The following is a 24603-nucleotide window of genomic DNA, read 5'->3' as shown; positions in this document are numbered from 1 at the left end:
AAGAGCATAGCAAAAGCTATAAAAATTAGTCGATTTATTAGTATCACAAATAAAGGGTATCACACGATACCCTTTATTGTATCACTTTCCCACCAGCTTCACCCATATAACAGCTCCTTTCGGGTGCTCGTATGGAATTGGTTCTTTATATTTTTTCGCATTTTCCAAGTACCAGGCGTATTTCCATTTATCCAACAAATCCAAGTTCTCGACCTTATGGTACTTGATTAAATCTTTATCTTTTGGCACTGGTTCCAGTGAGCATCCGCTTAAGGTGGCTTCACCAACTATTAAGCCGGAGCCTGATTCTATCAAACCAATCCGACCGGTTATATTGGTTTTGGAGGTTCGCATTTCCCATACTTTGCCTTCGTCAAAGATTTTATCAAGCCATTCCTTTTTGATTATGAGTGCTCTGTCCATGGATATAGTTTTTTCCGATTTCTGTTGAAGTACTCAACTGATAATGCGCCATTTATAAATGAACCCATTAACCGTCCATCTTTATCATAGGCATCAAACTGTATGTGGATGCCATTTTCATATTCAAGACTTGCATCTTTAATTTCGGTAACACCACCATAGCCAACCGTAAAGCTTTTAGTTCCTTGTTGATTTATACTTATTACACTCTTTATTTTACACATCTCAATTCGTTTTAACTTTAAAAATCATACTCAATTCATCTTCGTGCTTTTGGATGTATGAAAGCACGCTAAAGTCAGATTGCTCTTCGCTGGTATCAAGTCCATACAAATACTCCTCATGCTTTTCGCTTTCGCGTATGGCCTGTGTTTTCATGGTTCTTTCGGTGGCCCAGGCTTGCTTCTTTTCGGTCAGCACTATTTCGTGCAAGATATCCATTGGGCAAAAGCCTCTTGCATCAATCACCTCGGCTTTGCTTTTATAGAAAGGTAAGAGCTCTTCGTATCGAGCCAACATGTTTTCGCGCTCCTGGTCGGTGAGCTCCTTGTATGGAATGTATTTCTCATCATTAATATAGTTTGGATCAATTTTTCTCATTAGCTACTGATTTTACAAGGTCGTAGGCGTTGTTGATTAGCCCTCGTATTACTTTTGATTTATCGGTTTTGGCTCTTTTAACCAGGTAATCAATTTTCTTTCGGTCAGCTTTACTTAGCTTGATATTTAATCGTTCGGTTTTCATTCGGATGTGTAGTTTTAAATTCTTCTTCGGTCGCCTCCTTTTAACTCCAGGTAATTGCACATTTCAAACATGCGGCTTACAACCCGGTCGGTGTATCTATCACGGAAGTGAGGACTATCAAACTTTACATTTGACGAAAACAGTGTGATCAAATCCTGACGGTCGCCACGGCTCTCAATGATGGATTGCATTATCTTCAGCCGGTTCCCCATGTACATGCTTTCTTCAGGTTCGCTCAGTGAGCACAAATCCTGAAAGCAGACAATTGGCATTTGGTTGTACTTCTCAATGGATTGACCTTGGGCAAACTCATTGCACACCTGGTTCGTTCTTACAGATGGAAATTCAAGCTTTGTCATTTTGCCGGCACAGAACAAGCGCACATCATCAATCTGAGATAGCAAACTCATTATTTCAAGCGCCCAGCTTTTGCCGGTTCCTGTTGGTCCTGCTAAATATATTCCTGCTGATAAGTTACCTGGCTTTCTTTGTCGTGTTTCAATATCGATGCACTCAAAGCTTCTATCACCTTGCACCCATTTGATAAGTTGAGTATATACCCAGCGATTATCATCATCGATTACAAACTTTTTGTTTTTAGCTTTTCCAATCTGCTCTACCACATCCAACGCCTTGTTGATATTATCAACCACATATTCATTTCGAAGAATTTTACCTGATTGCTCCGAATCTTTAATTTTCTTGATGATATCCTTTAGTCTTTCCATTGGTCATTTACGTTTTTAGGGTTAAAATCTTTCTTTGGCTCATCTTTAATCCAACTGGCATTGAATCCGCTCCAACTGTTTTCAACTGCAATCTTCACGCACTCATTTGGTGGTTTACCCGATTTGTTGAACTGTTTCTTTAGAGCCTCGAAAGCTGTTTGAGTGTTGCTGGCTCGTTTCAGTTTCCTAACTTTTATCCACTCATCTGCCAGTTTTGGATCAATCCCCAATTTGACCAGCTCTTTTTTGAAGAAGAAAATGGGAGCTTTAGCGACTGTATCTTTAGATACTTTAGAATTACCTTTAGGTAATACACTTTCATTTACACTAACACTTACACTATCATTATCACTATCGGCTTTTTTGGGTTCGCTTGGGTTTTCTTGGGTTTCCAAATTACCCACTGGGTTTTTTGGGTTCTCATTTAACCCAGTGGGTTTATTTGGGTTTTCTTGGGTTTCTTTTTTCGGTCGACCGCCTCTCTTCCCATTCGCCTTGTTTCGCTCAATGATTTTTAGATATTTTTCAAGGTCACGCTTTAAGCCCTGCTTAATAGGCTCAAAAGCAATCTTTACAATAATATCATTGGTTTCAGGCTCCTTGTCATTCACATATTCAAGAATGTGTTTGAACAAAGCTCCGGCTTTATCATCGGGCAACTGGCTCACCGTGTGGATAAGGTCAGTGTATAAGAGAAATGATTTTTTGTCTTTTGCCATAATTCAATAATTACACCGCCATCACATTGGCAATTTGTTCCATATTATTTCGCACCAGGCTTAAAATTCTATCATGATGCTCACTCGCTCGATTGTGCTTGCCGCGGCTTTGTACAACCTTAAATTCCTTCAGGCTCACTTCAATGGTTTCAACTGGTTCACCTTTTATCTGTGCTGACATAATGAGTGATTCTTTTTTAGTAAAATACTCGTTGGTAAAAACACAATGGTGCAGTACATCGGCTTCTCTTTTAAATTCATCAATGCTTTTGAGGGGCATGATTGAAAGCTCGTTGTCCTTGAATTTGATTGAGAAAAAAGGTGCTTTCTCTTTCTTGTATTCCTCCTGGTGCTTCAAGTTTTTGAGATACTCTCTGTACTTCTGCTTTTCATCTTCAACCCTTCGCCTTTCCTCTAAAATCCTATTCTTTTTATTCATCAGGATATCATGCTCCCTTCTCAAGTTCGGAGGGCAAATGAATTTAGGATTTCGCACATCTTTACCGAAGTATGTGAGTAAATCGAGGTAATCAAACCACATGCTTGCATCTTTGACGATGTAGTTATTTCGATTGCAAATGTTGATGCTCTTCCAATAGTAACCAACATCGCGCCCTCGGCTATTGATGTGGGCCAGTATGCTTATCTGATTGGTTTTTAATAACGTCTCGGCTCTGTTGCTGGTTAGTAATTCTGTAAACAACCACTGCGGAGAAAAGCCATAAAAGTGCCCGCGAAAACCATTGCGCCTTAATATGGGCAGCACTCTGCGACCAGGACACACTTTCCATGCTCCAATTTCTTGGCGTAATCGATGAGTATAAGTATCTGTTCTTGGTTCCAAATCTCCACCAGTCCATTGGTCAATAGCAACGCCGCTCATACTATTCGCACGCTGCATCAGGCTTTCAATATTTCCCTTATCATCCATCCAGTGTTGCATGACTTCAGAAATAGAGAAGTCGCTTGCTTTCTTCATTTTAAAAAACTGCGAAAACAAAAACATGCGAATGACTTGAAAGTCGCCTTTAGTGGTGACGATAGCAAAATAGGTTTGCTCCCTCCAGTTGACACGCTCTTTAAATTTCAGCTTTTGACCACAAGCTGGGCAAGTAACACCACAAAGCTTAACACTCAGTATTGGCTTTTCTTCCCATTTATGGCCACAATCAAGACAAAAACATCTATTGCGCGATATCACTACATAATCTTCGTAGAATGATTTAAAGGCCCAATACTTTTGTTTTTCAGATATTGGCGGCAGCTGCTTGCTTAGCTCGCATATTTTGCGTTGAAATTTATTTTTTGGTTTCATCCGAAAATGCTTGTTTGGGTTGGACCATCAGGTTTCTTTTCTGTTTTGGCTGCCTTCTTAGTCGCTTTCTTAGTCAGCTTTTCTTTTTGCATGGCAACTTCATCAGCATAGGCTTGTTTTCTTGCATCTTCCTTCGCCTGGGCTTTCTCTTCTTCGGTAAGCTCAACCGAGTGATTAACCACAACCTGACACTTAACTTTGGCACCTACTTCGATATTGTCCTCGTCGTAGTAGTGAGCAGCCATAGCATAAACTTCATCAGGAGCAAAACCACTGCAACCACTTGCTTTAACGGTGTTTACGATATAGGTAATGCAATCATTGATGTTCTTGTTTTCTTTCTTCAGCGATTGAGCAAAAAGCTCATCCTTTTGAGCCATCGCCTGAAGTTGATTTTGAATGACAGTTTTAAAGTCTGGAGTTGCTTTCATAGTATTCAATTTTTAATATTTGGATGGGAGCGGAGAGGGACTTGAACCCTCTTTAAATCCAATCCGCTCAAAAGCCGCCGGTCTGTTTTTCTGATTCTTTGATATAAAATGGTTTATTGGTGGCGGCTCCCTGGTACCGTTGTATCAGGATTTTTGTTCGTTTAATTCTTTCTCAATGGCATCCATGTTGTCGCGGATATACCAATACACATCATTCCATCTTTTAATTGAAACTATGCCTTCATCGTAGATGTACTTTAGGTATTGAGCCGGAACATTAGCCATTTTTGTGCCTCGGTGTTTTCCAAAAGGCATTTCGTCATTGTCGTATCTGCCTTTACTCATCTTCTCCGGTTTTAATGTTATCCATGTAGACTTGAGAAAAAGCCCTGTCGATAATTGCTGAGAAGGAGATGATAACAGCCGATTCAACAGTTGTTGAGAAGTCAGCATCATTATTATTCTCTTTGAGCTCATTGCTCATCCAGTAGTTAATTGCGGTTTTTGATGATTCAACATCGGTAGCAAATACTAAGAAGTTGTTGGAGTACTCATATTCATCCTCTTGAATGTTGACCGCCATTTTATAAAGCTTCTTTTCTTTGTCGCTATCGGCCTCCTCTTTGGATAAAGCTTCCTCAATTACGATGTATTCGCCATACTCTTTCAGTTGAGCCAATTTGCATGAACCTGAATAATGGAGCTCCACATAATCTTTCACTATCGCGGTTGCAGTATCGAATGAGTTAGCATACAAAAGCAGCTTTACTTTCTTTTTACCAACCACCACAACAGCACTCCATATTTTTGAGTTACCATCCATCACAAAGGTTCCTTCTCTTCGCTGGTTGCTCACGGTTACTTCTTTGATTTCGCCTGATTGAATATGAAACATGATTTTCGATATCATGTCGTTTTCCAAAAGTGTACCTTTGCTCATGATTACTTCTGATCGTTCAATGGGAACAACCTCGCTGGTGTCTTCATCAACAAACTCCTCTTTCCACGAACGACACAAACGTTCTGCCAGAAACTTGCCTTGCATCTCTTCCGGCCTTTGGGTTTTGATTACTATTTCGTTTTTCCTTGTGTCCATTATCGTATTTCGTATTTATGCTCTTTGAGCTTTGCTTTATAGCTTTCAATAAGCTGTATGTAGTCGAAGCGTGACCAGTGAAAAGTTTGCTTCGATAAGACTTCGAGGTGTTGGGCGGTACCAGGTCCAAAAGCATGGTCGATAAACCTTGCCATCTTTTCAGGTTCTCCTCCACCTTCAGGGCCATTGCACTTTTTGCATTGCGGATGAACATTCAACTCGTGAAACTTGGTTGACATATGTCGCCTACTCATGTAATGTCCTGCATCCATATGGCGCCAGTGCCTGAACTCTCCGCATGTCACGCATCGGCCAACGCCTCGATGGTCAGTTTGCCGTTGCCGAACCCACAGCGACATAAGCCGCCATAGTTCAGCATCGAGCCCTTTGGTTGACCTCCGGGAATACTTTTTTATCAACTCGTCTGTTATGTGCATGTTAGGCGGCTAGAACATTAATTTTATTCATGTAGTCTCGGGCCAGCTTCACCATTTCACGGCCTTGTCGTAACATCTTTTCATTGCGATGAGTGTGAAAAACCTTAATGCGTTGCTCAATGGGCAACTCAACAAAGCCGCCGGAGAACCATTCAATTTCAAGCGTTCCGCTCATCTCACATAGTTCAACCAATCCCTCTTCGGTGTACATCATGTTGCACACTTTCTCCACCACAAAAGGAATGTGCTCATGCCTTAAAGTGCCATCCATGGTTAGCAGGTTATATTTCCAATCCATGCGCCTCAGTTCATCTTCAACCAGTCGGATGGGCGTATCAACAAGTGTGTAAATCAGTTCTGCTTCTTCCATCATCCACAAATCCATATAAAGCTGAAGTTGCCACTCGTAAAGACTGTTTTTTAATTCGGGTACCGCTCTTGGAAAAGTAGAGTGCTCCCAACTGGTTTTAAAATCACGCACTTTGCCCTGGGCATTGTCACACTCACCAATCCAATATTCATTGAGTTTCCGCTCAGTATTCTTGTGTAGCTCTTCACCAATGAATTGAGAATACAGCTTAATGGATGCATCTTCCATCTCAATGCCCTTATCCATGTACTTGGTTTCAACTATTTTTCGGCGCCTGAAAACATCCTCTCTCACCAGCTCCTCACAGAAGCTTTTGGCTCCTGTCTCAAGTTTTATTTTAGCACGTAGCTTTCCGCCCAAATCATAATAAGTACGCTCTTGATTCTCGGTCAATTCCCTTCCAATGCCCATGAAACGTTCATGATAAGCTGCATAAGTTTTTGCTTGATCATCAGTCAATGGTTTTGGTATGCCACCCATCAATCGACCAAAGCTGTGGCAGCGAAACAAATAATTATCGTAATTCTCGCGCCCTGCGAGTGTGGTATTAAAGCCACCTGCTTGCACTTGTTTAGGAAAACGGTTACGAGGTTTCTTTGCTGCCTTTTCTTCAGCCTGAAGTTTATCCAGGTAGTTGGAGTAATCAGCTCCTTGTTTTAGGAATTCACTCATGACTACCAGTTGTAAATTTCAAATGGATACTCGCCTTTCCAAATCGCATTAAGATCCAAAAGCTTCTTTTCCTCCAACTCTCCAACAACTGCTCTGATTTCGTTAGAAAGCTCCTCTTTTGGCTCAGGCATTACACTAAACTCAGTATCGAGCTTGCCGGTTCCTACTCGGGTGATGTCAATATCATAGTCGCGTAAATCGCCCCACTTTTCCTTTTGCGATAATTCGTGCAATGGTTTTAGTACTGAAATCTGTGTGATTTCAAGAATCTTTGGAGCTTCAGCTTCGTAACTCCACACCAACATGATCCAAAAGTGCTTTGAGCCTTCGTACTCGCCATTATCGTTTTTCTTGGCCTTTAAACTCTCAAGCTCTTCAATGGTAAAATCACCTTCCTCAATTGGTTTTCTTACCGGCTTTTTATCTTCGGTGAAAATTACGAAGCCTAACAATGGAGCTGATAATATGCGAATGTTGTTATCCCCAGGAGTAAGCTTCATAAACTGGCGGTTTTTATCAGGTACCTGGTAAGTTTCCGGCAGGAACTCACCGCGCTTTGCAATGTCTGTCATGGTTACAATTCTTTAATCAGTTCAACATGGGATTCAAGAAGGGCATTAAGCTCATCTTCCATTTTGCTTAAAAGCTTGCAGGCTTCATTAGTTGCCATTTGAGGCTTAGCAATCGAATGGATATTATTCACTAGCTCCATCAATTTGTCACGGTCAGGCTTGATGGCTTCGAGGCGTTCAACCTCTTTTTTGTAACTCATCCGAAATTCTGGTAATGCTATATCTGAGAACTGTTCAGTAGTGCCAAGTTCCACTTCCTTCTTTTTAATCGCAACCGCTCCAAAGTAGAAGCATTTTCGTTCTTCGTTGTATTCGAACCCTTCACCCAGCATAATTAAAGCACGTCGAGCAGATTCTTTTTTCTTGGCCTCTTCAGCTGCTTTTTTCTCTTTCTCCTCACGCTCTCTTTTCTCCTTCAGCTCACGCTCTTTCCGCTCTTTCTCTTTACGCTCTAGTTCAGCTTTTTGCTTGGCAAGTTCTTCACGTTGAGCCTTTAATTTAGCCTCCTCTTCCTCGCGTTTCTTCTTCAACTTTTTCTCTTCTTCCTCACGCTTGCGTTTCAGTTCTGCTTCTTCAGCTTCACGTTGTTTTCGTTGCTTCTCCAATTCTTCACGCTGTAATCTCAAGCGCTCAGCCTCATCCAGGTTTGCTTTTTTCTGCTCAGCCATAACAAGAACCTCACCTTTAGCTGATATGAAATCATTCTCAAACTCCTCCACATCGATGTTTGATTGAGCAATATCTTCCATAATGGCGCCAATGGTTTTAACCGTTGCGGTATTGATGGCTTTAGCTTTTTCATCCTTAAAAGCTTTGATGGTGTTTTGATGACTCAAGATGCGCTCTCGCTCTTTCCTGGCTTTCTCTTCTCGCTCTTTTTTGCGTTTCTCATCATAGCGGTTGATTTCAGCCTGTTGCTTTTCCTCATGAGGCAAAGTGATAGCAACCAAAATGGCTGTTTCTTCCTTTACTTCTTTTCGAAAATCGCTAACCTTTGAGGCTATAAGCTTTTCACCTTTTTGGAGTTCGGTTCGGCCACTCTTCAGGGCTGTCCTTCTCTTCTTTGCTTCCTCAAGCGATTTGCTATCGGTGATTTCAATAAATGGGTTAGCCTCAACCAGTTGTTTTTGCTTGGTTCGGGCATTAGTGTACTCGGGTAGCTTCCGAAAATCGGAAATTACCAATGTCTTGGCTTCTGACATATTAGTTTAATTTTATTGGGTTACTGGAAATATCTTTTTACAATCTGCGCACTTCTGCCAGGCTCTACCACTGGCTAGTGAGAGGTGTCCACATTCAGGGCATTTGTGATAAAACGTCCTTTCTTTCTTAGGCTTTGGCTTATCCTTATTGGATGGCAAACCTTTTCTATTGCTCATCCTTTCGCGCTTCTAAAAAGAACATCAATGCTCCAATAGCGCATAAAGGAAATAGTATTGCATTGTGATGAGCACCGAAAAATAAGGTTATAGCACAGCCTAACGCCAGTAGTGCAAATGCACTGGCAATAACGTAATTTACCGTTTTCATTGGGTTGATTTAGTTGGCCACTTTAAAGGCTTGTTCAATAAATGAATCAATCTCAGTTCGCTTGTAACGAATCATGCTTGTTCCTTTTCCTGCCTTGTAGTAGGGGAGTTGCAAGATTTTATCTTTCAATCGCCCTGCTACATTTTGCTTAATCATTACACCTTCAGTTCGCCAGTTCTCCAAAGTATTGGCGCTTACATCTAAGTAGGCCATTGCCTCTTTCGTGCTTAGATACCGCTTGGTATTGATGTCGCAAATAACTTGTAGTGTTTGCTTTGGTCGTGGCATTATGCATAATCACTTAAGCGTTGCACGACAATACAATCTTCTTTAATTTCCTTCGAGAATTTAAGGTTTTGCTCAATCTTGAGGCGTGAGAAAATGGTGCATAGAGAACTGTATTGGCTCTTTGGAAAAATCTCAATTGCATCAACCTGCATGTTTTTTAATGTAGGCGAGATTGGTTTGTTTGCTAAATTTTGCATACTTTTGTTGTTTGTTGTTGAAACATATTGCAAAAATCAACGTTTAAAAAGTACTATACTGCACTTTTAAAATGATTTTGCAATTGTTATTTGTTGTTGTTTGACACTGCAATGATAGACAAAGATGTAATATCTTGCAAGTTAAAATGTAAGAAATTACAAGTTGATTTTTACTTAATCGGGAAACATGTTGAAAATCAAAGAGATTAGAAAGCAAAAAAAATTAACTCAGGATGATGTTGCAAAACTCTCTGGCATCCCTAAACGTAGTTATGTGGGTTATGAGAATGGCACAATTCAACCGCCAGCACATAGGCTGCAAGATATTGCACATGCCTTGGATGTTGGTGTAAACGAGCTAATTGGAGCTTCACTTAAAGGAAGCTCAAAGGCAATTGGGAAAATTCCAGAGCCAACTGTTTATTATGGTCCTACTGGCAATGAATACAAAGAAATGGAAAATGGGAGATACAAGGTGTCTGTTCCTTTGGTTCAAGCTCACGCCTACGCCAGATACCTAACTGATTACCAAGCCTCTGATTTGCACGAGCGGTTTGAGTATGTAGATTTTGTAGTTGATATGATTGGAAAAGGAAAGTATTACGCCTTTGAAATTAAAGGTGATAGTATGGATGATGATTCTAAAAGGAGTATTCCGCATGGTTCAACAGTACTGGCTCGCGATGTAAAGTCGGAATATTGGAAAGATAAGCTGAACTTTAAGAAGTTTCCATATTGGATCATTGTACATGAGAACTCGATCCTATGCAAAGAGGTAATTGCTCATGATGTTGAGAAAGGCATTATCAAGTGCCACTCCTTAAATGACTCGCCAGAGTATAGTGATTTTGAAGTGAATTTACGCGAAGTTAAGCAGTTGCTTAATATTGTAAAGGTGCAGCAGGATGTTAACTTTTACTGAGTTTCCTATGTGAAAAATCAGGAAATATACTTTTAGACCCCGGTTTATGAAGAAGCTTTATACTAGACAAAAATTTAAACTAAGACAGCAACGACATTTCCGACGAACAAAAAAACAACGATGGAGAAGAAAACTAAGCGGATATAACCATTCCAATATTCCATACTTGATTTCAAATGGTGAGAAAAAGTATAATGCAATTCAATATCACCAAGATGCCCATCAAGTAAAACCTAAAGTAGTTGCACCGACTGACTTTAGGTTGCTTAGCAACACAGAAGAGTGTGTTTCTTTTTTTCATGACTTGCGAAGCGAACACTGTAGGTATCTCCAACGTGGAAGACCAACAGTAACAATTGACTTAAGCTTTGTTGAACAAATGGACTACAGTACCATTAGTATTATGACATCCATAAATGAGGATTTTAAAGCGAAGGGCATATTATTAAGGGGGAACTATCCGATCAATGAAGAGTGCAAACAGTTTTTTATTGACTCTGGATTCCTAAATAACATGTATGATGAAAGAGGTAGAAAATTCCCTACCTCTGAAATGTCAGAAAGCCTATTTTTTCAAAAAGGAGCCAAAAGGCTTGAAAGAAAAGATAATATTAGACTAAGCAATGTTGTTAAGAATATCGTCAAGCACCTAACAAACGAATCAAATCATTGGCCAAAATTAAGAGAAATGCTCCTCGAAATTTGTGGCAACTCCTTAGAATGGAGCAAAGCAGAAAACAAACAATGGCTCTTTGGTGTTATGTATGAAAAGGATAGAGTTATTGTCACGGTAACGGATGTTGGATTAGGAATCCTGAAGACATTACACAGGAATCATACAAATAAATTCTTGGAAGAAATTAGATTAAAAAAGAGACATAAAGTTTTAATGGGTGCTTTCGAAGGAAAATATACGTCTAAGTCTAAGAAGTCAAATCGCAACTTAGGACTACCCTCCATCAAAGCAAATTTCGAATCTAAACGCATTAAAGAACTGAAAGTTCTAACTAATAATGTAATTTTACACTTTGACAATACTAGCGAATCTGGCACGATTAATGGAGGAGGCTGTTGGTTCAAGGGAACTTTTTACCGATGGATAATCACAAAAGAATGTTTAAATACATAATATTAAAATCATGGAACCAATCGTAGTTACTGTTTTAAATGACTTCACGGAGTATCCAGGCTTAAGACATTGTAAAATCAGTGATGATTCTGGCGAGGAATTTTACCACAAGGTCCTCAACTATGCATTTAAAGATGCGTTAGAAAAAAGAACCAAACTTATTGTTGAATTAGACAATACTGCAGGTTTTGCTCCATCTTTTATAGATGAGGCATTTGGGAACCTTGTTTATGACTTTACCTTAGATGAGGTTAAAAAAACACTTGAAATAAGATCCAATCAAGAACCATCGTGGGTAGATACAATCAAAGGCCCCACATACACTAAATGGGAACAAAGAAGAATTAGTGAAGATGTACCAAAGATTACAGAAACGCATGAACCATGGTATAGATTAGTTAAAGGACAACTAGAACTTAAATTATGGCTCAAGAAATCTGTTTAACTCAAGAAATCTGTTTATCTGCATCCGAAATGATAGAAGCTTCGGGAATAATAATTAATGCCATTTTGGCATATTGGATCGTAAGAACAATTCAGGACAAACTTACCAACAAAAGAGTACTAAAAGATCACTTTATAGAAGAAATAAAAGAAATTAGAGAAACTTATAGGGAGAAACTAAAAGTACTTTATACAGGTAATGCGCGCCCCAAGGGACTTCTGCCTTGGTTTAAATTGATGAATATTAAAATAGAAGATCTCTTAAAGTTAGCGCACGATAAATATCAGATTGATACTAGCACGCTTCGACCATTTCAAGTGGAACTACTTGAAATTGTAACCGAGAATGAAGATTACGAAAAAAACTTTAGGGACAATAATAAAATCGAATATTCAGAAGTTGTAAAAACAGAAATAATGCAATTTCAACAAAATAATAACCACATATTTAATGAGTTAATTATTAAGATTAACGATTCAAACTAAAAAATATAGTTTATTTTTAGTTTTTACACCAAGTTATAAGGATGTAAGTAGTTGTATGACAGATATATGTGTATGATAATCCTTTGTACTGGGGGACCAGGGGTCGCAAGTTCAAATCTTGTCATCCCGACGAACTTACTTTTTATTGTTCATCAAAAACCTGTAAATCTTCTGATTTACAGGTTTTTGTGTTTTTGTGCAATTCATAAGAAATCATCTTTTAGTGCTTTAATCGGGAATCATTCGGGAATCAAATTCTTTTTTCATATATTCGTTCCCGATTGATTTTACAAAAACCTATGGCAGTGAAAGTTACAGCGATTTAAAGTGTAGTTTTTCACCCTTTCTGATGATTGATTTTGATTGTTGAAATTAGCTAATGAGCTAATTGAAAATGATTTACAATGAACATTTATCAACAACAAAATCAAAACAATGAAATCACAAGAACACACCTTTAGGCTTCTTTTTGTTGCCCGACCCCACCCAAGTAACAAGGAAGATGTTAGAATTTATGCACGCATAACCGTTAACGGCGTTAGATGCGAATTTACTCTGAACACCATTGTAAAAGCCAAACACTGGAGCAAAGCCAAAGAAAGAGTCACTTCAACAACCATTGAAGCACGAAAAACCAATTTCTACCTCGAAGGAGTCAGAAGCGAACTAATGAACATCTATCGTGATCAGTTGCTGAAAAAGCAACTACCATCACCACACACCATCAAACAGCTCTTCTTTGGCATTAGCGAGGAAGATATTACGCTCCAGTATCTCATCGATTACCATGCAGAATCTCAAAAAGACATCTTAGCCTGGGGTACGCTTAAGAATTATTTGACCACTGCTAAATACCTCAAATCATTCTTGAAAAAGAGAAAAAAACGAGAAGACATCTTCCTCAAAGAACTCAACTACCGCTTCATAACAGAGTTTGAAGCCTTCTTGCGTGCCCACCAACCGGTTGATCATCAGCGACCATTAACCAACAATGGCATCATGAAACACATGGAGCGATTCCGTAAGATGATTAACATGGCTGTTAAACTGGAGTGGCTGGAGAAAAACCCCTTCGATAAGTATCGCTTAAACTTTAAAAAGACTGAACGCTCTTTCTTAACACCTCAAGAGTTACAACGCATGGAAGAGAAACACTTCAGTATCGACCGGCTCCAGTTCACCAAAGACCTCTTTGTATTTTCTTGTTATACAGGTCTGGCCTATATTGATGTACATAACCTGACCCCGGATAACCTGGTCATTGGTATTGACGGTGGTCAGTGGATTTATACCAAACGTCAAAAAACAGAAATGCCTGTGCATATTCCTTTATTACCAGCAGCCCAAGTAATAGTAGAGAAATATAAAGACAGCCCTAAGGCCATCAACCAAAACAAATTGTTTCCAAGCATATCCAACCAACGCTTAAACAGCTACCTGAAAGAAATCGCAGATGTATGCAATATTAAGAAGAATCTTTCTTTTCATATTGCCAGACATACCTTTGCTACTACCATTGCTTTATCCAATGGTGTTCCCATTGAAACAGTCAGTAAAATCCTGGGGCATACCAAACTATCCACCACGCAGGTTTATGCCAAGGTGTTAGAGAACAAAATAAGTGAAGATATGCTGGCTCTTAAGGATAAACTACTGCCCAAGATGAAGAAAAAACGACAGATTGGTTCTTAGCACATCAACTTTTACTAATACGCATCAAAATTTATCAACATAAGGTTTCTTTTTTCATCAAATTTACTAAATTAGTAGAATCAGTTTCGGTGCCCATCCGAAGCTGATTTTTATTGAGATAAACTTTAACCTTAAAAACAATGAACTATATCTTGAAAGAGATAGAGCGTCTTGTCACCAACATTGGCAACCCTGAAATATGTCTTATTAAGAATGGCATTTCAAATGAAGAATACCTCAAGTCGGATATCGACAATATTCATATCATCATCAAAGAACAATTGCTGTCAGAATCATCAGGGTTGCGTTCCGACAAAAAACTATCCTCCTCAGTTCGCTTTTACCAGTCATGCTTAATACGTTTGATTGACCAACTACAAAGTAAAAAATGTACATGCCGTGAGGCTTTAAATTGCCATAATGCAAAACACAACCCACTCATTAAAGAGCTCACTGAGGCACTTGTTTTTATCAATGAGCAATATGCCAACTTCTTTGATATACATTCCAATCTACCAGAGGTGTGTTACCATAAACACAAAGAAGCATTTATTGAGCACAGGTGTCAAATCAGCACCTCACTAAAGAACCAGAAAATCAACCCACAGATTTTGGAAGTGCTTTTAAATCCGCTCAATGAATTCATTGAACGCCAGAAGGAAAATTACACTTTCCATGACAAACACTATATCTATAAATGGATTAAACGCTTGTATGCTATTAATCTTCCATTGTTTAACGATGATAAACTACAGGATTTTTACTGCAAAGAGATAATCGCTTACAACCTCAACTCTGAAGAGACGATTCAATTTATCACCAACCACATTATAGAAAACTATAGGTATGAAGAAAACCGAGCTGACCAGCTCTATACACTTAAACACTTTCATAAATGCATCAAGCAAACCAGGACAATTAATAAAGCAGGTTACTGCCCTGATAAACCATCCATAAAAAAGACATTACTGGTATGGTTGGAAGCGGAAATCAATTTCCTTGAACCTAACCAATTGACAATTGATCCTATGCCAAAAATCGGAACACTTAAAAACAAAAAATCCAAGCACAACATTAACACATCAGTTGCCAATCTGGGTTGTTTTCTCAGAGTACTTGTCGATACCACTTATATCGAACCGACAAGCAAACAAGCGCTGTTTCGTTTATTCCATGAGAACTTCAAGTCCAAAGAAAGTGACGAAATTTCCATTCAAAACATTAGCAACAACTTCTATTCTCCACTGCCTTCTTCCTGGGAAGCAGTTAAAGATGACGTTTTGAACATCCTCAATTACATTCATAAAAATAAAAATTAGGGCATCTTTATCGATTTAAACAACTGATAATCATATACCCTGATAAGTGGCTTATATAAGCCCTGTAACTATTTTCATATGAGCTGATTGTTTTCCTTTGTTGTCAATCAAAATCAATCATCAGAATCATGTCAATAGAAGTATTAACAACTGAAGATCTAAAAGCATTCAAAACAGAACTGCTTTCAGAAATCAAAAAGCTCCTCTTATCACAAGATGCAGCACAAACCAAACAATGGTTAAAAACCAAGGAAGTTCTTAGGATCCTGCGCATATCACCCAACACCCTGACCAATATGCGCATCAGCGGCGACCTCCCCGCCACCAAAATCGGCGGCATCTATTACTACAACTACCAGGACATCCAACAAATGCTCCTTCAAAACAAACAGTCATTCTAGCATCTAAAGGCGAAGCCGTTCTATAAGAAGCGCAGCTTCGTTCTAATATCTAAAGCGTAGCGCCTCCATGAACTACATCAAGCACCAAACCAACATCTTCGCCTTGATGGACCAGGTACCAAGTCTTAAACCATACCATATAAGCCTTTACCTGGTCTTGTTCAGAATGTGGAACACCAATAGATTTAAAAATCCTATCAGCATCTCAAGAACCGAAACCATGAAACTAGCCAAGATAGGTTCTTCCGGAACATACTTAAAAGCCCTGAAAGATTTACATCAACATGGCTTTATCCGTTACGACCCATCCTTTGACCCAACCAAAGGAAGCCTCATTCACCTGTTCACTTTTGACACAGCTACCTGTTCACTACCTGTATCAAAAATGACACCTTCTATAAACAATATAAACAGTAAACAAACTAACACTCTCTATAAAGAGGGAAATTTTTCAAGTTCTAATTCTAAAAAAGCGAATATGAAAAACACATCATCCATCGAACATCATAAATCGCCACTCCAGCATCCACCTCTCCAACACATTCAAATCTATTTCCACGAGAAAGGCCATCCAGAAGCCGAAGCACAACGCTTCTTTAACTACTATGAATCCAATGGTTGGTTAATAGGAGGGAAGACCCCCATGAAAGACTGGAAAGCCGCCGCACGCAACTGGATGCTCAATATTAAAAAGTTTGAACAGAAGGCCAACGACACCCGCAAAAAACAATTCCAGGAAAAACATCGCATACCCAATCATCATAAATCTGCTGGCCTTAGCGTTCCACTGCGTCCCATTTCTCCACCACCCTCATCCTCCAACTACGATGAACCTCTTTAGCGCTTCGAGCCATTCGAGCTAATTCGCAAAATTCGTGAACATTAGTACCAAGCAGTAAATCATCTCAAATCTCATTACTCACATCTCATCTCTATTTACAAGCTGCAATTCACTTCTACCTTCTGCCTAAAAACTTATAAACTATGAATCACTATCTAATCAAAAACAACATCACCTACTACAATTTCCAAAAATCACTCGACCTCATCACTAAAAATGGCAAAGCCTTATATGGCCCCCACTTCAAACTTTACGAGGAAGACATACCCATCATCAACAAACTCTTCGCTTACTTCATTTACGACCCCGAAGAATGTAAACGCCAGAGTATGGATCTACGCAAAGGCATTCTAATGCTAGGTCCGGTCGGTTGTGGCAAAACAGCATTGATGAAGTTAATGCCAAGCATTTTGCCTAAAAGCCGGCATTACCCTCTCAAAGCCTGTCGGGACATCAGCTTTGAATTCCAGAAAGATGGTTACGATACCATTCATCGTTATTCAAAACGCAGCTTCACCACCTCACCGGGGCAACGCATCCCTAAAACCCTCTGCCTCGATGACCTCGGAGCCGAATCCAATATCAAACACTTTGGTTCAGAATGTAATGTTCTAGCCGAAATTATCCTCAGTCGCTACGACTTATTTATTTCCGACAGACTAATAACCCATGCTACAACCAATCTTAATGCTCAGGATATTGAAAAACTCTATGGCAAACGTGTAAGAAGTCGTTTAAGAGAGATGATGAATGTGATCATATTTCCAGAGCAAAGTCCGGACAAAAGACGCTAATTCGAATTAATAAGTTAATTATTAGGCATATTTTATATAAAGGACTTAACTTAATAAACAAAGCCATAAAAAAAAGACCTATGACCAAGAAAAAAAAGAAGAAACCGACATTTGAAGAAACCGACGAATACGACCAAATGATAATAGACTTCACCAACGGTACGCGTAAACCGAAAAATAAAGAAGAACAACGCTTATACGATCAAATTCAAGAAATTAAACGCAAAGGTGGTACTGTGTGGATACCCCATGAAATATAAGCTATTTCGATAGTCTATACCTCAAAATACCGATTCTTTAAACGATATACCATCCGTTTTCCACTATCATTAATAACAGCGATTCGACCGTACCAAGGCGAACAAGTCAATCGATACTGCTTTCCAACAGTAAGATTCTTCCCTTTGCTGCCTCCAACATAAGTAACATAATCATTTTTGTTAAGCCCTTCAAAAGAACGCAGGTATTCACTAAGCTCTGTTCGCTCGTATTGCTCAATAATTTGTTCCGCTTCTTTTTTCTGCGCCCTAGCTTCTAAATATTGTTGCCTCGTAATCATACCATAAATCTCTGCAATTACAACTAAAAGAGCAATAGAATTTGTTGTGAGTTGCTCTCAAATTGTAACTTTAATACAGTCTTTGACATGAAGTCCATGATATAGATTTTAGGCTAGTTGCTTGTGAAAGCATTTGGTAAGCCTCTCAGCCATTAATCGGGAGGCATTTTTTTTGCACTAAAAGCTCAAGAAAGTTTTCTGATACAATTCTTACACCCCATACTGCATTTCCACCTTTTTATACTATCCACTCTTGAAACCCCAATTGCTTTGCCACCAAAAAGATAGGTTTAATATTGTCACGATAGACTTCCTCAAACTGGCGCTCGTTCATATGTACTAACTCACCCACAGATACACCAAAAGTAGCAAAATCTTCAAATAATTGATGATTCATATTCGTGCCAAAAACCGTTTGCAAACCATTTTTTTGAGTCCGAATAAAACTCTTAAAGTATACTTCAGGGGGCAATTTATTTCCTTTGCTACTATTAATACACCCATCCGCTGGCACCAGATTCCAGATGAGGTTGTGCGTCACAAACGACCAGGGTAAATAGTGTTCAACATCGTATGCACCAACATCGAGCATTTCATGAGTATAGATACACTCTATCGGCCCCTGCCTGTCAATTACCAAATCCCAATAAGCGCGTTGTTTAACCAACGACTCTCGCTTGGCTGGCTTTATCAGTTTATGAATTATCCCCGGAACACCTTGGTTCTTTCCTTGCAGATAGGTTGCCAGTTGCATAATGCCATAATCTTTAAGTATTGCATAGTTCTCCGTAAAATATCCATACCATTCTGATTTTATCCGAATAACACCTTCGTTTCGATGGATACTATAAGGCCCTTCAAAATCATCAAACTGACTATCTCGCTCAACCTGTGCATCCGATTGATATTTAATCCAAGGAGAAAGAAATCGAAAGGTCACATTCTTATTAAAGTGGCTAACTAACTTTTTAATTTCAATATTATCCGTATTCTCCAGCAAATTAATCAACCGCTCTTTTGAAATATCAGCATCCAAATTCAACAACTCCTTTATCCGATGATTATTAATACTTATCTGGTCATAAAAGCCAAAGTTGATCCGAAAGAAATTAACGGGGTACCATGCATCAGCAAGCATCCTGCAACACAAGCGATAAATAGATATCTCTGAACACTGCTTTTCAAATGACAACGCCAATATCGCCAAAAACCAATACGCCTTGTAACTCGCAGTCATATTCACAAATACACTCGGTAGTTGTTTAAATCTATCCATTAACAAATCTTTCTATTCATAGTCTTTGGCTGTTTCACGATACTATCACAAGAACTGACAAGCCTATAATTAAACTACTAAACACATCAACCTTTCGACCTTTAGATTTACTAAAAGTAGTAAAGTTCTTTGTTTATGATGAAACAAGATGATATTTTCAACAATCATATCGCATCCAATGATAATCCTAATATAACAATCTCTATATAGGTTAACCTCCGTTAGGCGTAGCGTTCCGCTACGTCTTCAAATAACTAATCAATTCCTCAATTCGACTTATCATTAACCAAGCTGTAATTCATCTTGTATCTTGATGCTTGCGTCTTATGCCTTTCAATAATCATTTCGCCAATTCCACATTTTTTTACTTCTTTGTCACCAATGGAAAACTTCACTGCTATCATTCAACGCGTCACCTATCACAGTCCTGAAACTGGCTGGTCAGTTATTAAGGTCAGTCCTTTGGACAAACCGCATGAACTCAAGACCGTTACCTTACACCAGGCTTCGGTTTTTGCAGGGGCCACCATGGAGTTCACAGGCGAATGGATGAGTCATCCGAAATATGGTGAACAGTTTAAAGCCACCAGCTTCGTTGAACGAAAGCCAGCAACCACATCAGCCTTGGAGAAATATTTGGGCTCTGGATTGATTAGCGGTGTAGGACCCAAGATTGCCAAACGCATCGTGAAGCATTTTGGCAAGGACACCTTAGATGTATTTGAGAGTCATATTGAACGACTGACAGAGGTAGATGGCATTGCCAAGGCCAAGTTAGAAACCATTACCTCCTCATGGAGGGAGCACCGCGAAATACGCAATGTGATGTTGTTTCTCCAGGAATATGGCGTCAGCACTTTGTTTGCCGTCAAGATATACAAGGTCTATGGCAACGAGGCCATTAAGATTGTAGAGGCCAATCCTTACCAGCTATCAAAAGACATTTATGGCATCGGATTCTTCTCAGCCGATAAGATTGCCCTCAGCATCGGACTCGAAAAAGACAGCCCACAGCGCATACGGGCAGCCATCAGTCATGTCTTGGAGGCCAGTCGAGACCAGGGACATTGCTACCTGGAGCTGGAGCCAATCATCATGCAGATCAAAGAGCTGTTAAAAGCCGATTATACATCCTTAATCATAGAACAGATCGAGCTGATGGAACAAGAGGTGGAACTTAAGGTGCGCATGAAAACAGATGAGGAGAAACAGGTAAAATGTTACTACTCCAAATCACTTTACTACGATGAGCTGCAGACTGCCGATAAGGTAAAAGCCTTCTTAAAGAAATCGGTATCGGTCGATAGTACGAGGATGCATAATTGGCTCATGCGCTTTAATGAGCAACAGGAATACCCCCTCAGCGATGAGCAATACAACTCAGTGATTGGAGCCTGCAGCCATTCTTTCTCCATCTTAACGGGTGGCCCTGGATGCGGTAAGACAACCACCACCAAAGCCTTGGTCCGCCTACTACTGGCCATGCAAAAGAAAGTAACCCTGGCAGCACCAACGGGACGGGCTGCTCAGCGCATGGCTGAGGTCATCGGACAGGAAGCCCTCACCATACACCGCCTCCTCGTTTGGCAACCGCATACAGGTCAGTTTAAAAAGAATGAAGAAGAACCTCTGGAAACGGATTTTGTCATTATTGATGAATGCTCCATGCTCGATATATCCATCTCAGCATCCTTGTTAAAAGCCATTCCACCAACAGCGCAGGTGCTATTTATTGGTGATCCTAATCAGCTGCCTTCCGTGGGTGCCGGTAATGTGTTAAAAGACCTCATCGATAGTGGACAGGTGCCTTGCTTCCACCTGAAAAAGGTATTCCGCCAAGCACAGCAAAGCCAAATCATCCATTACGCCCACCAGATCATACAACAACAGATACCAAAAATAGAATCACCCATTCACCAGCCCAAGATATGGGACGAACAGGTTGATTGTCTCTTCTTCGACTCCGAAGAAGCCACCAAAGACCAGATGCGTTTTATTAAGAAGATACGTGAGACCATGAAATATGTCGTGGAGCAGGAAGGTATCGCTTTTGTACGTGAGAAGACAGCCGTTGACATGGCCGATAACTATAAGTCGGTGGCGATGGAAGATGACATTTACATCAATAGCACCACCGAGAGTGAGATAGAAGCCATTAAGCAAAAAGGCATACGCTCCTACATCTTTAATGTACCACAAGAATACATGCATGCCGATCTCCAGGCCTTGATGAAATCAGATAACCATGCCACGGCTCTCAAACGCATTGCGAAAAACATTCACCCCTGGTCCAGCTTAAACTATGGTTTTGTGGCCTCCGAATTAGTCGTACGCCTATACGCCAAAACCATCAGAGAGAAGCTAGGGCAAAACACCGAGATTCAAATACTATCGCCAATGACTGTGGGCAGCATGGGAACCAAAAACCTCAACCAACTCGTTCAGGAAGTTGATAACCCCGCCAGTGGATCCAAACCCTTCCTTCAAATTGGAGACCGGATTTTAAGAGTCGGTGATCGCGTCATACAACGACGTAATAATTACGATTTGGATGTCTTCAATGGAGATATTGGCCGTATCACAATGATCGACAATCAAAACATGAGCATGGAAGTCACTTTTCCCTCTGATAGTGGTCCACGACCAGTGCACTACGAGAAACAAGACACCCTGGATATCGACCTCGCCTACGCCATCACCATCCATAAGTCACAAGGTAGCGAATTCGATGTGGTCATCATACCAGTCGTCCTGCAGCATTTTAACATGCTCTACCAAAACCTCATCTACACCGCCCTAACACGGGCCAAAAAAATGGCCATCTTCGTTGGCACCCGCAAAGCCCTCGGCATAGCCGTCCGAAACATCGATAACCGTTCACGCAAGACAATGCTGAGAACCATTATTCTCGAATAACCTCACATCATTAACCAAGAGGCAAATCATCTCACTTCTCATATCTCTCCTCTCATTCGCTGGCGCCACAACAACTCCACTCTTCCCTTTGCTTTTGAAAGCAAGGGGAAGTACGCTGCCAAAGGCGGTGGGATGGGGATCACTACCAACGACGCATATTCCAAACTGCAAATCATTTCACTACTAATATCTCAATACTCACCTCTTATACCAATTCTATTTTGAAATGAGACTTATATTGTTTTGAATATTTTGGATACATGTGAGGCGAAAAAATGAGACATAGTCATAATTAAGGCGATATTTTACAACAAAATATATGTTCAAAAAAACGAACAAATAAAGCGCGTTTCAGGGTAGTATTAGTATTAAATAACGCCACAGGTGCGCGAGTCCTCTTGCATTCTCATTCGCTGGAAATGACTTGCAATCAGCTCCATTTCCTTGGTTTGAAGAGCTTCCCCTACGTTCTTTTTATGCAACAACTACATCATAAAAAACTCCCCTTTGAAATACATTGCTGATTTCACAGGGGAGTAAAGTAGTGTTTCCGGCACTAACTATTTAAATACATTAATGCTACTATTTTATGCATGCGTTTTATCCTCCTTTTTTCTAACTAACAAACTCATCTTACTCAACTGGACCATATATAATCCCATTGGCTTTCCAACGTTCTAAAAAGAAAGGTAATGCCTCTTTAAAACGATGATAATTCTTACGTTCAGACAGCGTCCATCCTACTTCGGCATAAGCTGCAATACGAGGAAAAGTCTGGCGTTCTATATCTTTATTGCTTGGAGTCCATTCACTCCACATCTGGCAACCTAAGCCATAAATATTCTTATGGTACTTCTCATCCAACTCATTGGGTATTGGATTGAAGTCATACGCTTTTTTTAAATCAATATTTTTGTAGCTATAGTCTAGATATGTTTTAGTATGTAGTGAATTGACGATACTATAACCTTTTTGTGCTGCATCGGTAATTAGTTTAATGTCGCCTTTCCAAAAATGAACAACTACATTTTTAGCCAATTCGGTTTCTGCCTCCTTATCATCCTTCTTTTCTTCGAACCCTTTATGGATATTGATCCCCATAATTTCATTCCAGCCCATCATGCGCCTTCCCTTACTTTCGATGAATTTTGATATTTTATTAGTAAAGGCAATCTGTAAATCGGCAGGGGTATTTATGCCATTTTCTTTCATGTATTGTTGTACATGCTTCGATTCTTTCCACACTTTGTAACCAACTTCATCTCCCCCAATATGAATAACTTTTGAGGGAAACAGCTCAAACAATTCGTTTAGTACATCCTTCACAAACTGCTCCACTTCAGGTTTTGTAATATCATAATTATCGTAATGGCGACCAAATTTAACAGGAACATCAATATCTATACCTGCTGTCCCCAACCAGGTATATGCAGCAATTGCAGCACTTGAATGCCCAGGCATCTCAAATTCAGGAACAATGGTAATATTCCTTTCAGAAGCATATTTTACGATGTCTTTTATTTGCTCTTGAGTATAAAACCCTTCATGAGGTTCTCCCGAAGTTTTTCCACTCTTCCATGTCTCAATTTCCGAGTCGGCTCTTTTGGATCCTACCTCAGTAAGTAATGGATACTTTTTAATCTCAATTCGCCAACCTGCATCATCAGTCAGGTGCCAATGAAAGACATTCATTTTAAGCATTGCCATTTGCTCAAGCACTTGTTTAACAAATGTTTCTCCATGAAAATAACGAGACTCATCAAGCATATAGGCACGCCAGCCAAATGCAGGCACATCTTCAATTTCAACAGCAGCAACTGTTGCTTCATTTACCAATTGAAGTAAAGTCTGAATGCCATAAAAATAGCCCTTATCTCCATTGGCAGTTATAGTTATTGTTTTTTTCTTTGCTACGAAACGATATCCTTCTTCGCCTAATTTATTTGGCTCTTTTGCAGATTCAAAAACAATTTTCGCTTCCTGACCTACCGAAATTCCTTTCTTACTTAATTCTGAAGTGAGATATGCTGTGTGCATCGTTTCACCAATAACTTTAAATCCATGAGATAGATCAACATAACCTTCACCAACTACCAGCTCATTTGGGTAAGGAATTATTTCAATTGACTGCGCCGGGCACTCGCGTGTTGTGCATGATACGATAAAGCCAGTAACTACAACAAGAATTAGTAATCTTAGTTTGTTGTCCATAATTTAATCATTTAGGTGGGTTCTAAAAATTAGTTTTTTCAATTTTTGACTTGATAAAATCGCAGAACCCTTTAACGAAATTTTCAAATC

General features: G+C 39.6%; 31 protein-coding genes. 11 read left to right on the top strand and 20 right to left on the bottom strand.

Annotated elements, in window-relative coordinates; genetic code table 11:
- Positions 1-81 precede the first annotated feature (81 nt).
- The 17 genes from JIV24_RS05010 to JIV24_RS04930 all read right to left on the bottom strand — a co-directional run bounded on the left by JIV24_RS05010 (position 82) and on the right by JIV24_RS04930 (position 9523).
- Entirely contained in the window at positions 82-423 is a 342-nt protein-coding gene (locus JIV24_RS05010; protein ID WP_200463924.1) for a hypothetical protein, read from the bottom strand.
- Entirely contained in the window at positions 405-647 is a 243-nt protein-coding gene (locus tag JIV24_RS05005) for a hypothetical protein (RefSeq protein ID WP_200463923.1), read from the bottom strand. The genes JIV24_RS05010 and JIV24_RS05005 overlap by 19 nt, the downstream gene beginning before the upstream one ends.
- A gap of 1 nt (position 648) precedes the next feature.
- Positions 649-1023, bottom strand: coding sequence for a hypothetical protein (locus JIV24_RS05000; RefSeq protein ID WP_200463922.1), 375 nt, complete (start codon positions 1021-1023; stop codon positions 649-651).
- Positions 1010-1168: a hypothetical protein gene (locus tag JIV24_RS04995; RefSeq protein ID WP_200463921.1), complete on the bottom strand. Its 159-nt coding sequence runs from the start codon at positions 1166-1168 to the stop codon at positions 1010-1012. Before JIV24_RS04995 ends, JIV24_RS05000 begins: the two co-directional genes overlap by 14 nt.
- 14 nt (positions 1169-1182) lie before the next feature.
- Positions 1183-1896, bottom strand: coding sequence for a P-loop NTPase family protein (locus JIV24_RS04990; RefSeq protein WP_200463920.1), 714 nt, complete (start codon positions 1894-1896; stop codon positions 1183-1185).
- Positions 1884-2615 (bottom strand): DUF6291 domain-containing protein, encoded by a 732-nt coding sequence (locus tag JIV24_RS04985; RefSeq protein ID WP_200463919.1) that lies wholly within the window; start codon positions 2613-2615, stop codon positions 1884-1886. The genes JIV24_RS04990 and JIV24_RS04985 overlap by 13 nt, the downstream gene beginning before the upstream one ends.
- Before the next feature lie 10 nt (positions 2616-2625).
- Entirely contained in the window at positions 2626-3930 is a 1305-nt protein-coding gene (locus tag JIV24_RS04980) for a PcfJ domain-containing protein (RefSeq protein ID WP_200463918.1), read from the bottom strand.
- Positions 3927-4361, bottom strand: coding sequence for a PcfK-like family protein (locus JIV24_RS04975; RefSeq protein ID WP_200463917.1), 435 nt, complete (start codon positions 4359-4361; stop codon positions 3927-3929). Before JIV24_RS04975 ends, JIV24_RS04980 begins: the two co-directional genes overlap by 4 nt.
- A 144-nt stretch (positions 4362-4505) precedes the next feature.
- Complete coding sequence (locus tag JIV24_RS04970; protein WP_200463916.1) at positions 4506-4706, bottom strand: putative quorum-sensing-regulated virulence factor; 201 nt, start codon at positions 4704-4706, stop codon at positions 4506-4508.
- Positions 4699-5457, bottom strand: a complete 759-nt coding sequence (locus tag JIV24_RS04965) for a hypothetical protein (protein ID WP_200463915.1) — start codon at positions 5455-5457, stop codon at positions 4699-4701. Before JIV24_RS04965 ends, JIV24_RS04970 begins: the two co-directional genes overlap by 8 nt.
- Positions 5457-5894, bottom strand: a complete 438-nt coding sequence (locus JIV24_RS04960) for a recombination protein NinG (protein WP_200463914.1) — start codon at positions 5892-5894, stop codon at positions 5457-5459. Before JIV24_RS04960 ends, JIV24_RS04965 begins: the two co-directional genes overlap by 1 nt.
- 1 nt (position 5895) lies before the next feature.
- Positions 5896-6936, bottom strand: a complete 1041-nt coding sequence (locus tag JIV24_RS04955) for a hypothetical protein (RefSeq protein ID WP_200463913.1) — start codon at positions 6934-6936, stop codon at positions 5896-5898.
- Positions 6937-6938: 2 nt separating this feature from the next.
- A complete protein-coding gene (locus tag JIV24_RS04950) occupies positions 6939-7508 on the bottom strand; it encodes a hypothetical protein (protein WP_200463912.1) in 570 nt (189 codons plus the stop codon).
- Between the two features lie 2 nt (positions 7509-7510).
- Positions 7511-8710: a hypothetical protein gene (locus JIV24_RS04945; protein ID WP_200463911.1), complete on the bottom strand. Its 1200-nt coding sequence runs from the start codon at positions 8708-8710 to the stop codon at positions 7511-7513.
- A 166-nt stretch (positions 8711-8876) separates the two neighbouring features.
- On the bottom strand, positions 8877-9038 hold the full coding sequence (locus tag JIV24_RS04940) for a hypothetical protein (protein ID WP_200463910.1): 162 nt from the start codon (positions 9036-9038) through the stop codon (positions 8877-8879).
- 9 nt (positions 9039-9047) lie between these two features.
- A complete protein-coding gene (locus JIV24_RS04935) occupies positions 9048-9326 on the bottom strand; it encodes a helix-turn-helix domain-containing protein (RefSeq protein WP_200463909.1) in 279 nt (92 codons plus the stop codon).
- The gene (locus JIV24_RS04930; protein WP_200463908.1) at positions 9326-9523 is read right to left on the bottom strand and encodes a hypothetical protein; all 198 of its coding nucleotides are present in this window, start codon (positions 9521-9523) and stop codon (positions 9326-9328) included. Before JIV24_RS04930 ends, JIV24_RS04935 begins: the two co-directional genes overlap by 1 nt.
- Before the next feature lie 187 nt (positions 9524-9710).
- Here JIV24_RS04930 and JIV24_RS04925 point away from each other — a divergent pair, with 187 nt between their 5' ends.
- The 10 genes from JIV24_RS04925 (at position 9711) to JIV24_RS04880 (ending at position 17811) form a co-directional block, all read left to right on the top strand.
- Positions 9711-10445: an XRE family transcriptional regulator gene (locus tag JIV24_RS04925; protein WP_200463907.1), complete on the top strand. Its 735-nt coding sequence runs from the start codon at positions 9711-9713 to the stop codon at positions 10443-10445.
- A gap of 46 nt (positions 10446-10491) precedes the next feature.
- Positions 10492-11574, top strand: coding sequence for a hypothetical protein (locus tag JIV24_RS04920; RefSeq protein ID WP_200463906.1), 1083 nt, complete (start codon positions 10492-10494; stop codon positions 11572-11574).
- Positions 11575-11584: 10 nt separating this feature from the next.
- On the top strand, positions 11585-12019 hold the full coding sequence (locus JIV24_RS04915) for an STAS-like domain-containing protein (RefSeq protein ID WP_200463905.1): 435 nt from the start codon (positions 11585-11587) through the stop codon (positions 12017-12019).
- Positions 11998-12504 (top strand): hypothetical protein, encoded by a 507-nt coding sequence (locus JIV24_RS04910; RefSeq protein WP_200463904.1) that lies wholly within the window; start codon positions 11998-12000, stop codon positions 12502-12504. Before JIV24_RS04915 ends, JIV24_RS04910 begins: the two co-directional genes overlap by 22 nt.
- A 435-nt stretch (positions 12505-12939) precedes the next feature.
- A complete protein-coding gene (locus JIV24_RS04905) occupies positions 12940-14196 on the top strand; it encodes a site-specific integrase (protein WP_200463903.1) in 1257 nt (418 codons plus the stop codon).
- 140 nt (positions 14197-14336) lie between these two features.
- The gene (locus JIV24_RS04900; protein ID WP_200463902.1) at positions 14337-15515 is read left to right on the top strand and encodes a hypothetical protein; all 1179 of its coding nucleotides are present in this window, start codon (positions 14337-14339) and stop codon (positions 15513-15515) included.
- Positions 15516-15643: 128 nt separating this feature from the next.
- Positions 15644-15916 carry a helix-turn-helix domain-containing protein gene (locus JIV24_RS04895; protein ID WP_200463901.1) on the top strand — a complete coding sequence of 91 codons (273 nt, stop codon included), beginning with the start codon at positions 15644-15646 and terminating at the stop codon, positions 15914-15916.
- 67 nt (positions 15917-15983) lie between these two features.
- Positions 15984-16757, top strand: coding sequence for a hypothetical protein (locus JIV24_RS04890; RefSeq protein WP_200463900.1), 774 nt, complete (start codon positions 15984-15986; stop codon positions 16755-16757).
- Positions 16758-16900: 143 nt separating this feature from the next.
- Positions 16901-17551 carry a P-loop NTPase family protein gene (locus tag JIV24_RS04885; RefSeq protein ID WP_200463899.1) on the top strand — a complete coding sequence of 217 codons (651 nt, stop codon included), beginning with the start codon at positions 16901-16903 and terminating at the stop codon, positions 17549-17551.
- Between the two features lie 80 nt (positions 17552-17631).
- Positions 17632-17811, top strand: a complete 180-nt coding sequence (locus JIV24_RS04880; protein ID WP_200463898.1) for a hypothetical protein — start codon at positions 17632-17634, stop codon at positions 17809-17811.
- Between the two features lie 14 nt (positions 17812-17825).
- Here JIV24_RS04880 and JIV24_RS04875 read toward each other — a convergent pair whose 3' ends face one another.
- Complete coding sequence (locus tag JIV24_RS04875; RefSeq protein ID WP_200463897.1) at positions 17826-18110, bottom strand: hypothetical protein; 285 nt, start codon at positions 18108-18110, stop codon at positions 17826-17828.
- 238 nt (positions 18111-18348) lie between these two features.
- Positions 18349-19386: an HNH endonuclease domain-containing protein gene (locus tag JIV24_RS04870; protein WP_200463896.1), complete on the bottom strand. Its 1038-nt coding sequence runs from the start codon at positions 19384-19386 to the stop codon at positions 18349-18351.
- A 381-nt stretch (positions 19387-19767) separates the two neighbouring features.
- Here JIV24_RS04870 and recD2 point away from each other — a divergent pair, with 381 nt between their 5' ends.
- Positions 19768-22302 carry an SF1B family DNA helicase RecD2 gene (gene recD2, locus JIV24_RS04865; RefSeq protein ID WP_200463895.1) on the top strand — a complete coding sequence of 845 codons (2535 nt, stop codon included), beginning with the start codon at positions 19768-19770 and terminating at the stop codon, positions 22300-22302.
- A gap of 633 nt (positions 22303-22935) precedes the next feature.
- Here the strand turns inward: recD2 and JIV24_RS04860 are convergent.
- Positions 22936-24513 (bottom strand): beta-N-acetylhexosaminidase, encoded by a 1578-nt coding sequence (locus tag JIV24_RS04860; protein WP_200463894.1) that lies wholly within the window; start codon positions 24511-24513, stop codon positions 22936-22938.
- Between the last annotated feature and the right edge of the window lie 90 nt (positions 24514-24603).

Origin of the sequence: Carboxylicivirga marina (genome assembly GCF_016612505.1) — a bacterium.
GTDB lineage: Bacteria > Bacteroidota > Bacteroidia > Bacteroidales > Marinilabiliaceae > Carboxylicivirga > Carboxylicivirga marina.
Note: the sequence above shows the minus strand (reverse complement) of the source record. Positions and strands in the feature narration are given on the sequence as shown.

Excerpts from the sequence above, each read along its gene's own strand:
- JIV24_RS04880 (WP_200463898.1), top strand. The coding sequence starts at position 17,632 with ATGACCAAGAAAAAAAAGAAGAAACCGACATTTGAAGAAACCGACGAA.
- JIV24_RS04980 (WP_200463918.1), bottom strand. The coding sequence starts at position 3,930 with ATGAAACCAAAAAATAAATTTCAACGCAAAATATGCGAGCTAAGCAAG.
- JIV24_RS04885 (WP_200463899.1), top strand. The coding sequence starts at position 16,901 with ATGAATCACTATCTAATCAAAAACAACATCACCTACTACAATTTCCAA.
- JIV24_RS05000 (WP_200463922.1), bottom strand. The coding sequence starts at position 1,023 with ATGAGAAAAATTGATCCAAACTATATTAATGATGAGAAATACATTCCA.
- JIV24_RS04990 (WP_200463920.1), bottom strand. The coding sequence starts at position 1,896 with ATGGAAAGACTAAAGGATATCATCAAGAAAATTAAAGATTCGGAGCAA.
- JIV24_RS05010 (WP_200463924.1), bottom strand. The coding sequence starts at position 423 with ATGGACAGAGCACTCATAATCAAAAAGGAATGGCTTGATAAAATCTTT.
- recD2 (WP_200463895.1), top strand. The coding sequence starts at position 19,768 with ATGGAAAACTTCACTGCTATCATTCAACGCGTCACCTATCACAGTCCT.
- JIV24_RS04975 (WP_200463917.1), bottom strand. The coding sequence starts at position 4,361 with ATGAAAGCAACTCCAGACTTTAAAACTGTCATTCAAAATCAACTTCAG.
- JIV24_RS04875 (WP_200463897.1), bottom strand. The coding sequence starts at position 18,110 with ATGATTACGAGGCAACAATATTTAGAAGCTAGGGCGCAGAAAAAAGAA.
- JIV24_RS04905 (WP_200463903.1), top strand. The coding sequence starts at position 12,940 with ATGAAATCACAAGAACACACCTTTAGGCTTCTTTTTGTTGCCCGACCC.
- JIV24_RS04955 (WP_200463913.1), bottom strand. The coding sequence starts at position 6,936 with ATGAGTGAATTCCTAAAACAAGGAGCTGATTACTCCAACTACCTGGAT.
- JIV24_RS05005 (WP_200463923.1), bottom strand. The coding sequence starts at position 647 with ATGTGTAAAATAAAGAGTGTAATAAGTATAAATCAACAAGGAACTAAA.
- JIV24_RS04910 (WP_200463904.1), top strand. The coding sequence starts at position 11,998 with ATGGCTCAAGAAATCTGTTTAACTCAAGAAATCTGTTTATCTGCATCC.
- JIV24_RS04860 (WP_200463894.1), bottom strand. The coding sequence starts at position 24,513 with ATGGACAACAAACTAAGATTACTAATTCTTGTTGTAGTTACTGGCTTT.
- JIV24_RS04950 (WP_200463912.1), bottom strand. The coding sequence starts at position 7,508 with ATGACAGACATTGCAAAGCGCGGTGAGTTCCTGCCGGAAACTTACCAG.
- JIV24_RS04945 (WP_200463911.1), bottom strand. The coding sequence starts at position 8,710 with ATGTCAGAAGCCAAGACATTGGTAATTTCCGATTTTCGGAAGCTACCC.
- JIV24_RS04895 (WP_200463901.1), top strand. The coding sequence starts at position 15,644 with ATGTCAATAGAAGTATTAACAACTGAAGATCTAAAAGCATTCAAAACA.
- JIV24_RS04960 (WP_200463914.1), bottom strand. The coding sequence starts at position 5,894 with ATGCACATAACAGACGAGTTGATAAAAAAGTATTCCCGGAGGTCAACC.
- JIV24_RS04935 (WP_200463909.1), bottom strand. The coding sequence starts at position 9,326 with ATGCCACGACCAAAGCAAACACTACAAGTTATTTGCGACATCAATACC.
- JIV24_RS04925 (WP_200463907.1), top strand. The coding sequence starts at position 9,711 with ATGTTGAAAATCAAAGAGATTAGAAAGCAAAAAAAATTAACTCAGGAT.
- JIV24_RS04915 (WP_200463905.1), top strand. The coding sequence starts at position 11,585 with ATGGAACCAATCGTAGTTACTGTTTTAAATGACTTCACGGAGTATCCA.
- JIV24_RS04985 (WP_200463919.1), bottom strand. The coding sequence starts at position 2,615 with ATGGCAAAAGACAAAAAATCATTTCTCTTATACACTGACCTTATCCAC.
- JIV24_RS04995 (WP_200463921.1), bottom strand. The coding sequence starts at position 1,168 with ATGAAAACCGAACGATTAAATATCAAGCTAAGTAAAGCTGACCGAAAG.
- JIV24_RS04965 (WP_200463915.1), bottom strand. The coding sequence starts at position 5,457 with ATGGACACAAGGAAAAACGAAATAGTAATCAAAACCCAAAGGCCGGAA.
- JIV24_RS04920 (WP_200463906.1), top strand. The coding sequence starts at position 10,492 with ATGAAGAAGCTTTATACTAGACAAAAATTTAAACTAAGACAGCAACGA.
- JIV24_RS04930 (WP_200463908.1), bottom strand. The coding sequence starts at position 9,523 with ATGCAAAATTTAGCAAACAAACCAATCTCGCCTACATTAAAAAACATG.
- JIV24_RS04940 (WP_200463910.1), bottom strand. The coding sequence starts at position 9,038 with ATGAAAACGGTAAATTACGTTATTGCCAGTGCATTTGCACTACTGGCG.
- JIV24_RS04890 (WP_200463900.1), top strand. The coding sequence starts at position 15,984 with ATGAACTACATCAAGCACCAAACCAACATCTTCGCCTTGATGGACCAG.
- JIV24_RS04870 (WP_200463896.1), bottom strand. The coding sequence starts at position 19,386 with ATGGATAGATTTAAACAACTACCGAGTGTATTTGTGAATATGACTGCG.
- JIV24_RS04900 (WP_200463902.1), top strand. The coding sequence starts at position 14,337 with ATGAACTATATCTTGAAAGAGATAGAGCGTCTTGTCACCAACATTGGC.
- JIV24_RS04970 (WP_200463916.1), bottom strand. The coding sequence starts at position 4,706 with ATGAGTAAAGGCAGATACGACAATGACGAAATGCCTTTTGGAAAACAC.